A 10,706-nucleotide genomic window follows, 5' to 3' on the forward strand; every position below is an offset into this window, starting at 1 on the left:
TCTGTCACCGTCGCCTCACCAAATGAAACGACGTCTAAGACGTGGGATACCGGACAGCAGCCGCAGGCTTTCCGCTCGAGTTCTTGGCTCGGGTCACCGGGTGACGCTGGGTGCCTTACCCCGGCGTCACGTACCCGGCGCCGATGCGATCGACGGCCCCTGCGCCAACGCGGCGACGGGGGACACCTGAGTTGACGCACACCTCTTGCCGGTCCCCGCCCCGTCGCTCGGCGTGATGTCGACGATGACGACAACCTCGTCGGATGGATTCCGGGGTGCCGTGACCATCGAGCGCGCGTAGCTACGCTGCGCGCCTGCCTCGGGACGGCTGACTCGTGTTGCCCACGGCACCCATATCGTCCGAGCCGAGGCAAGAACGGGTTGCCCGAGCACAGGAGCGCGCGGTGCCCTCCCTGCGCCGGCGCTACTGGCGATCCGCGCGATCGACGTGATCCATGTGGAAGGTCAGCCCGGCGACGCTGCCCGACTGGATGACAGGACCGTGCTGGACTCCGCCGCTGATGCGGTTGTCCACCGTGCGCCAGCTGTCTGTCGCGGACGCCGAGAGTTGCAGTAACGAGGTCAGCAGAGCGCGCAGGGCTTCGTCGCTGTCGTCGTCGGCTTCCGCGAGTCGGCGCAGACGGGCACCATATTGTCGGCTGATCTCGCGGGCGGTCCGTTTACGTTCCGTGGCGTCGGCGGCGAGGAGCAGGGTCCTCGCGTCCTGCAGGTCGTCGAACGTGCCGGGGTCCGCGCCTGTGCGGGTCAGGTACCGCCCGACGAGTTCCCGGGCGTGTGTCCAGGAGTCGGTGACCATGAGAGAGACCAGTGTGGTGGCACCCGACGCCACGAGTACGGCCAGTTCGCTGTCCATACGTCTTCTCCTAGGCGAGGGGAGACTCGGAGGCAGATGCCTCGTCGTCGTCCGGAGCGAGGGACGCCGGCGGATCGAAGTGGTGCTGGATTTCCTCGGCGGTCTCGTGGCGGTTCTGCTCCTTGATGAGGCCGGCGATCTGTGCGGCGAGCATCGGGCGGCGTACATCTCCGTCGGTGAAACCGATGCTGTTCAGGAAATCGGACAGATGCATTGTGGCCGTCTCCCGTCCCTGTGGCACTGAGGGTTGCTCCTCCCGGGGAAAGTCCGGCGTCGTCGGCTCGCCGGCTTGCTGGGAGATCAGATCCCGGAGCCGTTCGGGAATGTCGGTGTCATTGGCCGCCGAGGTGAGCTGAGCGAGCAGGGCCAGGTCGTTCACCGTATGTTCCACGTGTTCGTCGTTCTTGGTGAGCCACCAGACCACGGCGCTGCCGGTGTTTTTGAGGACGTCCTCGCCCAGGTACCGGCGCCTGCTCTGCTCGTACTTGCGCTGGTGCACCCAGACTGCCTCGTCCTTGCGTACGTCGGCGAGCTTGTCGAGGCGTTCCTGGTCCTGCTCCGCCAGGACGAGCTGGATGTTCTCCGCCATCGCCTGGAGGTGCCCGGTGGGCTCAGGCAGCATCCGGCTGAGGGCGCCGGACAGTTCCTGCTCGACGAGTGAGGCCCGGACCGGTTCTCGTTGCTCGGTGATGGCGCGGGCCCGCTTCAGGACCGCGTCGACGGCGAGGCCCGCCGGGTTGAGAACGTGGGCACTCGCCGGCGTGTCGACGAGGTACCAGCGCACCACCGCGGAGAAGGCGAAGTCGTAGTCGGCCCACTTGCTGGGCAGCACAACCTTGCTGACGCGATGTTCCGTGCGTTCCACGGGGGCGGCCGTGAGCTGCTCTTCGAAAACCACCGGTACCGTGCCGCGGCGCATCGCGGCGGTCCGGAAGACGACTGCGGGGACAACGAGCAGCAGCACTGCCAGCAGTGGCCAAGCCCATGCCGGCCACCGCTGCGTCAGACCGACGATGCTCAGCAGGAGACCGCTCAGAACGGTGAGGAAGACGGTTGTGGTTTTCCGTGCGGTGGTCATGGTCGAGTCCCCCCGGGTGATGTCGTCGGCGGTGTGGCCGGAGTGATGCTTTGAGCCGCGCTGATCTTGCGGAGCAGCAGACCGGTGGTCTCCGCGGCCCGCGTCGCATCCCCCGGGCCGGTGTGCTCGGCATCGCGGGCGCATGCGTACAGCAGAGCGAAGACCTTGCCCCGCTTCTCCGAGCACCGCTGTGCTGCACTGACGAGGAGATCGAGCAGGAGCCCGCCGTGCGGTCCGGTGTCGGCAGCCGCCCAGTGGAGCCAACGTCGTGCTTCGGCCTGCCACTGCGGAGGCGGCAGCTCGGCCAGTACCGCGTGCCAACAGGTTGTCAGGGAGCCCTGCGCGCCCTGCTCGTCGATCAGCGTGTGTGAGGTGCCGGTGTGCTGCGTCAACAGTTCGGGGTCGCTGGCCTGGAGGAAGATCCCGAGATTGCCGGGTGAGAAGTCGGAATGGGCGAGACGGTCGAGCAGCACGCGGTGCAGCCGGCGGCTGCGCGCCACCAGCTCGCACAGCGCCTGCCGGGCACGCGTCGTGCCGCGCTCACGCCGGGCCAGGTGGTAGAGCCTGACCAGGGCTTGATCGGGATGACTGGTCGCGAGGACGTCGGCACAGATACGGACCAGCACCTGCGCGAACTCCCCCTTGAGACTCCGGTTGGCGCACCACTGGTAGATCTGCTCACGGAAGTACCTGGCGTGAACCGGGTCCGCCAGCCCGCAGGTGAGCGCATGAACGGCCGCTTCCAGACGAGACCGGCTCGTCCCCCCGGTGCTCCAGCCTTCGATGAGGGCCCCCAGCCCGTCCGCACGTCCGGTCCGCAGATATTCACCAGCCACTCGTTCCACCAGGCCGTCGCGTACGAGGGGGACGACGTGCGGGTCGTTCAGCTCCACCACACTCGCCGCCCAGGTGCCGAGGTGAGGGCGGAGATTGGGCATGTGGTCCCAGAAATGGGCACGAACGGCGGAGTCAAAGTCCAGCCTCTCGAACCGGACCTGTCCGTTGGGAGTGGCAGTGGCCGAGATCTCGAGGAGTCGCTCGGCGAGGTCTCGGTGCTGCAGCGGTGAGTCACCCTCCGATGGAGGCCCAAGGGCGCTCAGCAGTTGCTCGGCCGCGCGGTGAACGACATCGGCATGCGCCCCATGCAGCATGGACACCGCGATCAGCAGGGCCCGTTGCGGCGCCTCCCGTAGCTTGGTGACGAGCGCGGCGGCTTCCCGTCGGCCGTCGTTTCGCGCCCGCCAGGCCGTCTCGCACCACTGACCGAATCCGTCTCCGGGCTGACCGGTTTCGCGTGCTCGGCGCACCAGGTCGGCGAATTCTGCGATCTCCCGCATCGGCCTGTTCGCCGTCAGGAACCCGGTGACGGTGCCATCCGGCCGGAGATATTGCTCAGGCGGTACACCGTGCAGGCGCAGATGCCGCCGGAGAACGCCGATTTCGGGTGGCCGTTCGAGCACCACACGGCAGTACTGCAGGTCTGGGTCGAGAATGCCGCGGGTCGGCATGACCACGACCAGGTGAGCCCGCTGCTCGTGCACGGCCTTGCGCAGCGCCGGGAGGTCGGCCTGGGCCGCGGCCCAGCGGCGGTCGTCCGCGGCGGACAGATCGAGCAGCAATTGATCACCGGTCCCGACCAGAGCGGGGTCCTGGAGGGACAGCTCCCCCTCCTCACCGGGCAGGAGTTCGTGGAAGACGCCACTGTCCCGGTGATGTTCGTGCAGCAGTACGCGGGCCGCAGCCGAGCGGCCGTTGCCCAGGGCACCGTCCAGGATGACGGTGCCGGTGTCGGCGAGTACGGCACGAGCCTCACCCATACGCGGCGGAGCGACCAGTACGTAGCGCAGTCGGTGCAGTTGGTCCTCGGCGATGCGGCGGAACGCCGGCTTGTCCGAGTCCTGCAGTTGCGTTCCGATGTAGACGTCGCCGGGGCCCGTGACCGTGACGCCCGAGTCCCGGACCCAGGTACTGGTGTGCTGGCTCACCGGTCCTTGTCCTCGTGGCCGTCCCGTTCACCGAACCGGTGCTGGACGGCGCCGTGGTGGTCACCCTCGGAGTACGTCATCCCGTCGCCGCCCGAGACATGACGTGAATGCGAGTAGATGTTGCCGTTCCCGGTGTGAACAGGACTATGGGCGCCCTTGACAACTGTGCCGACGTCACCGGTGAAGTCACGGCTCTGTACGGCTGTACCGTTCACGGTTCCGATGGAATTGGTCACGCTGCCCGGCGGGGGCGTCCCCGTCTCGGTCCCGGACCGGTCTTCAAGGCCGGGAATCAGGTCGGCCATCAGGTCACCGATGCGCGCGACGCACACCTCGGTGTCACCGGAGTCGAACGCGATGGACTGGAGATCGGCGAGCCGCTGCAACGCGGGCGGCAGATCAGCCTTGCTCAGCCGACTGGTTTTGCGCCCATCCAGGATAGGGACCACCGGGACCTCACACTCGAAAGCCTCCTCGATCTCCTTGCGAACCCAGTCCTCGGGGTCCTCCAGCCGGGTACGGAAGTTCGTCCAGTCCGGTCCGATGATGGCCAGGAATACGGAGCTGCGCCGTACTGCGGCCAGTAACCGTTCGGGCCAGCTCTCACCGGGGACGATGGACTGTGACGCGTGGAACGCGTGTCCCGGGCCGAAGCGGTGCGACAACCCTTGACGCAGTAGGGCCGCGGTCTTCTCCCCGTCCCCGGTGCGGTAGTTGATGAAGATCTCGCTCATGACGGTGACTCCTCAAGAGGGGTGGTCGGGCGTGACAAGGTGCCGAGCCGCGGTGCCAGCCGGCGTACCGGTGGATGGTCCGGGTAGCGGCCCAACACCTTGACGAGCCGTCGGAGATCAGTCGTGACGGTCGCCGAACGCACCGCCGTCACGCCGTCGAGCAGTGGCTCCGTCAGCGCGCAGGCGTGGTCGATCTCGCCGGCGCAGGCATAGGCGAGCGCGCGGCGTACGCCGTACCGGACCTGCGTACGCACCGCGTCGGGACCGACCAGAGTGAGCTGCCGATCCAGTTCCTCGCCCGCCTCGCGCGGCCGCCCGAGATCGACGAGGCACCAGCCGGTGACCATGCCGACCGAATCGGGAAGATGCATGGAGCCGATCACCGGGCCGTCGGCACCGTCGTTCCGGCGGGCGAGCAGAGTACGAGCCCGGTCCAGGGCACGTAGACAGGCGCCGACATCACCGGCGAGGGCATGACCCTGCGCTTCGCGCTGTGCGGCAAGACCACGGATCCGTGACGGCAGCACGCCGCTCTGCGCCCGGCGGGCCAGCGCGATCGTCTGCTCGGCGTCCTCCCGGTACAGCGTGACCAACGCCCTGCGGACCAGCGCATAACCGGCCAGAGCCTGATCACCGCCGGCGGCGGCCAGATCGACCGCACGCTGTGTCCACCACAGCGCCGCACGCTCGTCCCCGGTCTCCTGCACCAGCCAGCCCACGTACTCGGCGTACCGGGAACCGAGCGCCAGCAGGCGACGCCTGGTGGCGCTGTCGCTCTGCGCCGACAGCTCCCGCAGCGTGTGTGTCTGCGCGATCAGAACGGGCAGGAGCAGACCGGGTCCTACGGTCTGACCGAGTCTGCGGTAGTGCGTGAACAGGGAGCGTGAGGCTTCCAGCATGCCCGCGCCGGCGGCCGGGGAAGCCGGACCTGATCCGTCCGACCTCCAGGTCATCAGCGAGGCGACACCGGCGTTCATCACCTCACGCCGGCCCACGGGCCCGAACGAGTTCGGGCCGTCCGGTGACAACTGCATCATCCAGTTCTCCTCCTCGACCCGGCCTGGTGCCGACACGGCAGGTGAGTCGACAGCGGTAGGGGCGCTCAGGGCGATCAGTGTCCCGTCGGCATCGAGTGCGGCGTCGCACAGCCGCGTGAGATCACGGCTGGGTGCCTTGATGCCCCGCTCGACCTTGCTGAGCTGCGCCTTGCTGTAGTGCACGAGACCGGACAGGTCCGTAAGGCTCAGTCCGGCTTTCAGACGCCGCTTCCTCAGTTCCTCGCCGAACAGGGTGGACGGATGTGGCACGGGAACCTCCCAAACCCGGTCATCCGGGTCGAGGCGGTGCTGCACGAAAGAGTGCGGCACCAACTCCCGGACGGACAAGGCGATCGATGCTGTTTCCCGTTTCCTTCTCCGACGCCGGGGCGCGGCAAGCTCATGCGGGGCAGTTGAGTTCCCCAAGGGCCGGTGCTCGTGTTTCCGGCGGACGGCTGGGGCGCCTTCGTTTCAATGAGCGCGAGTGGGCGCTTGGGTGCCTGAGCCGAGATGCGGTCCGTCCGACACCATGGATCCGCATGATGACCCGAAGGAAAGCACAAGGAGGTCTTCGGCGCGCCCCCGCCCACGTGGCTGGGCCCGCGGCACAGCCGACGAGCCGCTTTATGAGCATCGGTGCCCGGGGGGCCGCCAGCGGCGGTGGTGTCCGAGGCGCACACCGTCACCGAAAGCAGCGAGCCCCGGCAGCCGGGGCTGGTGCCGAGTGCGGTGGCCGTCGTCCGCGTACGCGAGCCCCGGCGCCAGGACGCCCGCCAGGAGCACCGCGGCGGCCGCCGCGCGCCTCAGCACGTGCGTGCCCCGTCCGGTACGTAGTCGGTCACCATCCAGCCGTTCGGCCACTTCTCCGCCGTCGCCGTCGCGACGTAGCGCCGCGGCTGGTTCGTCGGGAGGGGAAGGACCTTGTCAGTGCGGGTGTCGATGGTCTGCCACTTCGACAGGTCGACGCAGTCCTCGATCGTCGCGGTCGGCAGCTTCGCGACCGCGTCGAGCGAGGTCACCTTCGCGTCGTGTCCGAGCTCGCCCCGGATCACGGTGCGCTGTTCCTTCATGTGGGCCAGATCCGAACGGAACTTCGACAGCGCGTCGGTGCTTGCGTAGTTCTCCAGGTCGGTGCCCTTGGCAACGGCCTTCCCGTTCGAAGTTGCTCATCGGTCACCCGGTCTGTCCAGAGTCCGAGTCTGTGATCCAGCGCCCTTCGGCGGAGTCGTGCACGTACGCCGGCCTCCCCCTGGTCCCGCTTGTGCGGAACGGCTTCCCGCCGTCTGTGATCCGCACCGTCCCCGTACGGCCCCCGGCGCTCCACTCCAGCCTCAGGTACCAGCGGCAGTCGCAGTCCGCCGTCCGCGCGGAGACCAGCAACTCCTCGGGGTCGGAGGAGGTGACCTTGTACGGGAAGGAGACGGCCGGGATCTTCCGGACCTTTGCGCCGGAGGCGTCAAGGCCGTCGACGGGCCTCGCGAGCGGGCGCGGCCGGTCGAGGTCCACGGCGAAGTGGCGCGGGGTGACGGCGCCGCCACAGCCGTTGTCCATCCGGTACGCGTTCCACGGCAGCGGCGCGGCGCGGTCGACCACGCGCACGTGCAGGGCATGGAGGACGACGGCGTCGGACGGCGACTGGCCCTGGACCGTGATCCGCACCAGCGCCTCCCCGCCGTGCACGGCACCGTGCGTCCCGGCCCACGCCCCGGAGTCGGCCGCGACCGGCGGCGGGACGACCGCGCGGGGGGCCCGGTCCACGAGGTAGGTGTGCCCGCAGCCGCCCTCCCAGAGCTGGGAACCGATGCTCCAGGTGAAGGGGAGGGGGGCCGCGGTCCGCCCCGGAGCGGTGGAAGCGGGAGCGGGGGCGGAAGCCGTACGGGTGGGGTGGCCGAGCAGGGCGGCGGCGAGGGCGAGCACGACGAGGGCGACGGCGGCGGCGACGAGGAGGGGAGCGGGGGCGCCACGACGGGGGCGGGCGCGGTCCGCCTCCGGCGCGGACGGATCCACGGCGGACGGGTTCGGCGCGGTCGGGTCCGGGTTCGATTCCGGCGCGGCCGACACGGCTGGCACAGGCGTGGGGGCGGGCGAGGCCGCTCGGCGGCGGGCGCGGTCCGCCTCCGTCCAGGCCGCCTCCAGGGCCCGCCGTTCCTCCTCGTCCGCCCCGCACAGCAGGGCGAGGCGGTCGACCACGGCGAACTCCTCCGGGACGGTCGTGCCCGAGCAGTAGCGGTGGAGGGTGGACGCGCTGACGCTCAGCCGCCGGCCCCACGCTGGTTGAGCACTGACCGAACGAACGACCCGACGGGGGATCCACCACCATGAACAAGCTCCGCACCGCACTCGCCACCGCAGCCGCTGCCGCACTGGGCCTCGCGGCCCTCGCCACAGCCCCGGCGCAGGCCGCTGCCCAGCCCGCCTTCCTCGCCGCCTCCCAGATGCCGCCGTCGTCGACGCCGTGGGCCGCCACCCAGGTCTTCACCGGCGTCCCGGAGAACAGCGGCGTCCTCTGCGCCCCGTACAAGATCCCGGCGCAGAACACCCGCTACCGCGAGTTCAGCACCGAGCTCGACACTAACGGCGTCCAGATCACCACCGTCGCCCGTACCGAGGCCGACGCCGTGAAGCTGGTCGACACCCTCCGCGGGGCCCTCGCCGGCTGCGGCCTGCTGGAGCAGCAGAACCCGGGCCTGCAGGCCGTCAGCGCCTCCCAGGGCAAGCTCGCCGTCGAGGAGGGCGCCTGGGTCTACAGCCTGGACACCGCCGACCCGCAGATCGGCATCTCCGACATCCACCTGTTCTCCGTCGGCCGCGACGGCCGCACCGTCACCCTCGTCCGCTGGGGCCAGATGGGCGACTTCGAGGACGCCCCGCTGACCGCCTTCCGCACCACGACGAAGACCGCCGTCAACAAGCTCCACTGAGCCGGGGGCTCCCCCGAGGGCTGACCACAGCTCGTCAGCGGCGCGGCCGGAACCCGGGCGCGCCGCTGACGTACCCACCTGCTCCGCCGGCGGCGACCACTTCCTGGCCTTCACCAGCATCGCCTGCACCCTCTTCTGCTACCGCAGACTCGCCAAGTGAGATGGTCTCTCAGCGTCAGGAACGTAGCCGCGCTTCCTGGAGCCGCTATGCCGGAGAGCCGACACCGAAGAAGGCGACGATGTCGTTGCGATTTGCGGGCTGCTGAAGACGATCACCATCCGCATGCCACACACCGATGGTCCTCTCCTGCTGGCCGGGCAGGTACGGGTGGGGGCGGCGATGGACCTGTGCAGTGCCGTGCTCGCCGCCGTTCTGCCTTGTTGGCAGGCTGGTCCGAGTCTGTGCGTTCGCCGACGCGGCCATCGGCGAGAGGCGTGGCTGGAGTTGATGCACTCCAGCGCCATGCATTTTCCGGCCTTTACGGACGCTGACTTCGTCACCGAACACACCGCCGCCCACCCCGGCCATGGGGACGTCCTGCTACCTGTCGACCGTGACGCTCGTTTGACGCTCCAGGCACTCACACGCAGGACGGCGAGTTCAGAAACTAGCTCTGAGAGGTCGTTTTCAACTGCACTGCCCGCTTATCAGTAGATTCTCGGAGTGCTCGGTTGCGGTGCAGGTGAGGTGGTGGAGGTGGTCGATGCCTGCGGGGCGGGTGAAGTTGCGGATGGGGCGGCAGGTTACGCACTTCTGTCTCATCCCTGGATGTCCGGTCTCTGCGGTCGTGTGCTTCCGTCGTCATCGCTGTGCGCCTGGGCGCACTCGGCCCGGCGCGGTACGCCGGAAGCATGCCGAAGCGACGTCCGTATCCGAGTGATCTGTCCGATGCCCGCTGGGAGTTGATCGAGCCGGTCCTGGCCGCGTGGCGTTTCGAGCGCCATGGCAGGGCCCTGGATTTTGGCCGACCGCCCGAGCACGACCTGCGCGACATCATGGACGCGATCTTGTACGTGGACCGCACCGGGGTCCAGTGGCGGTACCTTCCGCACGACTTCCCGCACTGGAACACCGTCTACGGCTACTTTGCCAAATGGGCCGACGAGGGCGTGTTCGCCCAGCTCAACGGCCTGCTCCGGCAGCTTTTACGAGAGAAGGAAGGCCGGGACGCCGAGCCGACGGCCTGCGTGATCGACGCCCAGAGCGTCAAGACCTCCACCAGCGTCCCTGCCACCGGCCAGGGCATCGACGCCGGCAAGAAGATCGTCGGCAGGAAGCGGAGCATCGTCACCGACACGCTCGGCCTTCTCCTCGCCGTGCTGGTGACCGCGGCCAGCGTGCAGGACTCCGTTGCCGGCACCGCACTGCTCGACCAGGTCGCCGCCGACCACCCGGGCATCCGCAAGGTGTGGGTCGACGGGGGTTACCGCCAGCACCTCGTTGAGCATGCCGCCATCCTCGGTATCGACATGGAGATCACCGCCCGCAAGCCTGGGGCCAGGGGCTTCACCCCGATTCCGAAGCGGTGGGCAGTCGAGCGGACCTGCGGCTGGCTCATGCTCCACCGCCGCCTCGCCCGCGACTACGAAACCCTGCCCACCCGATCCGAAGCCGTGATCCACATTGCCATGACCGACCTCATGGCCCGCCGCCTCACCAGCGAGAACATCATCTCCTGGCGCGACCCGAAGAAGACCACAGAACAGACCATCTCGGGATGAAACATCGGACGGAAACGACCTCTGAACTGAACTTTTCCGTGATCCGCTCAAGCTGACAGCTTTTCGATGACGCATCACGTGGAGTGCGTGGCGATCCCTGGACCCGTCGCAAAGGGTGCCTGACCTGCGGTTTTGGGTGATGTGCGTTATGTGCACTGTGGGCGTTACGGGCGATATCTTGACGCTGAAATGACGCTCGCCGAGGCATCGTGACGCTTACTTGACGCTCGTTCTGATGGGCCGTCAGGTATGTTGCTCCGCTGGTCAGGTGGCCTCCTGGCTGTGCGGGTGTGGCAAGGTGCCGGGGGTTTAGACGCCGTTTCTAATGGCGTGATCACTCGTTGAGTCGTGCATG

At 68.5% G+C, this 10,706-nt stretch carries 10 protein-coding genes; 2 read left to right on the forward strand and 8 right to left on the reverse strand.

The features are described 5' to 3' along the window. Positions 1-424 precede the first annotated feature (424 nt). The 7 genes from ABEB00_RS35590 to ABEB00_RS35620 form a co-directional block, all read right to left on the reverse strand. On the reverse strand, positions 425-874 hold the full coding sequence (locus ABEB00_RS35590; protein WP_345624878.1) for a hypothetical protein: 450 nt from the start codon (positions 872-874) through the stop codon (positions 425-427). Positions 875-884: 10 nt separating this feature from the next. Continuing rightward, positions 885-1,952 (reverse strand): hypothetical protein, encoded by a 1,068-nt coding sequence (locus tag ABEB00_RS35595; RefSeq protein WP_345624879.1) that lies wholly within the window; start codon positions 1,950-1,952, stop codon positions 885-887. Next, positions 1,949-3,937: a hypothetical protein gene (locus ABEB00_RS35600; RefSeq protein WP_345624880.1), complete on the reverse strand. Its 1,989-nt coding sequence runs from the start codon at positions 3,935-3,937 to the stop codon at positions 1,949-1,951. Before ABEB00_RS35600 ends, ABEB00_RS35595 begins: the two co-directional genes overlap by 4 nt. Further along, positions 3,934-4,671 carry a toll/interleukin-1 receptor domain-containing protein gene (locus tag ABEB00_RS35605; protein WP_345624881.1) on the reverse strand — a complete coding sequence of 246 codons (738 nt, stop codon included), beginning with the start codon at positions 4,669-4,671 and terminating at the stop codon, positions 3,934-3,936. Before ABEB00_RS35605 ends, ABEB00_RS35600 begins: the two co-directional genes overlap by 4 nt. Continuing rightward, positions 4,668-6,056, reverse strand: coding sequence for a helix-turn-helix domain-containing protein (locus tag ABEB00_RS35610; protein WP_425586632.1), 1,389 nt, complete (start codon positions 6,054-6,056; stop codon positions 4,668-4,670). Before ABEB00_RS35610 ends, ABEB00_RS35605 begins: the two co-directional genes overlap by 4 nt. Before the next feature lie 455 nt (positions 6,057-6,511). Continuing rightward, the gene (locus ABEB00_RS35615; protein WP_345624882.1) at positions 6,512-6,778 is read right to left on the reverse strand and encodes a hypothetical protein; all 267 of its coding nucleotides are present in this window, start codon (positions 6,776-6,778) and stop codon (positions 6,512-6,514) included. A gap of 103 nt (positions 6,779-6,881) precedes the next feature. After that, on the reverse strand, positions 6,882-8,048 hold the full coding sequence (locus ABEB00_RS35620; RefSeq protein ID WP_345624883.1) for a helix-turn-helix domain-containing protein: 1,167 nt from the start codon (positions 8,046-8,048) through the stop codon (positions 6,882-6,884). On the opposite strand from ABEB00_RS35620, the gene ABEB00_RS35625 reads away from it, so the two are divergent. Beyond that, positions 8,027-8,629, forward strand: a complete 603-nt coding sequence (locus ABEB00_RS35625; protein ID WP_345624884.1) for a hypothetical protein — start codon at positions 8,027-8,029, stop codon at positions 8,627-8,629. The genes ABEB00_RS35620 and ABEB00_RS35625 overlap by 22 nt on opposite strands. A 205-nt stretch (positions 8,630-8,834) precedes the next feature. Here the strand turns inward: ABEB00_RS35625 and ABEB00_RS35630 are convergent, their stop codons facing one another. Continuing rightward, positions 8,835-9,158 (reverse strand): hypothetical protein, encoded by a 324-nt coding sequence (locus ABEB00_RS35630; protein ID WP_345624885.1) that lies wholly within the window; start codon positions 9,156-9,158, stop codon positions 8,835-8,837. Positions 9,159-9,481: 323 nt separating this feature from the next. Between ABEB00_RS35630 and ABEB00_RS35635 the strand changes: the two genes are divergently transcribed. Further along, the gene (locus tag ABEB00_RS35635; protein ID WP_345624886.1) at positions 9,482-10,351 is read left to right on the forward strand and encodes an IS5 family transposase; all 870 of its coding nucleotides are present in this window, start codon (positions 9,482-9,484) and stop codon (positions 10,349-10,351) included. Positions 10,352-10,706 lie beyond the last annotated feature (355 nt).

Source organism: Streptomyces ziwulingensis (genome assembly GCF_039542605.1).
Lineage (GTDB): Bacteria > Actinomycetota > Actinomycetes > Streptomycetales > Streptomycetaceae > Streptomyces > Streptomyces ziwulingensis.

Excerpts from the sequence above, each read along its gene's own strand:
- ABEB00_RS35615 (WP_345624882.1), bottom strand. The coding sequence starts at position 6,778 with ATGAAGGAACAGCGCACCGTGATCCGGGGCGAGCTCGGACACGACGCG.
- ABEB00_RS35590 (WP_345624878.1), bottom strand. The coding sequence starts at position 874 with ATGGACAGCGAACTGGCCGTACTCGTGGCGTCGGGTGCCACCACACTG.
- ABEB00_RS35595 (WP_345624879.1), bottom strand. The coding sequence starts at position 1,952 with ATGACCACCGCACGGAAAACCACAACCGTCTTCCTCACCGTTCTGAGC.
- ABEB00_RS35635 (WP_345624886.1), top strand. The coding sequence starts at position 9,482 with ATGCCGAAGCGACGTCCGTATCCGAGTGATCTGTCCGATGCCCGCTGG.
- ABEB00_RS35630 (WP_345624885.1), bottom strand. The coding sequence starts at position 9,158 with ATGGCCGGGGTGGGCGGCGGTGTGTTCGGTGACGAAGTCAGCGTCCGT.
- ABEB00_RS35625 (WP_345624884.1), top strand. The coding sequence starts at position 8,027 with ATGAACAAGCTCCGCACCGCACTCGCCACCGCAGCCGCTGCCGCACTG.
- ABEB00_RS35605 (WP_345624881.1), bottom strand. The coding sequence starts at position 4,671 with ATGAGCGAGATCTTCATCAACTACCGCACCGGGGACGGGGAGAAGACC.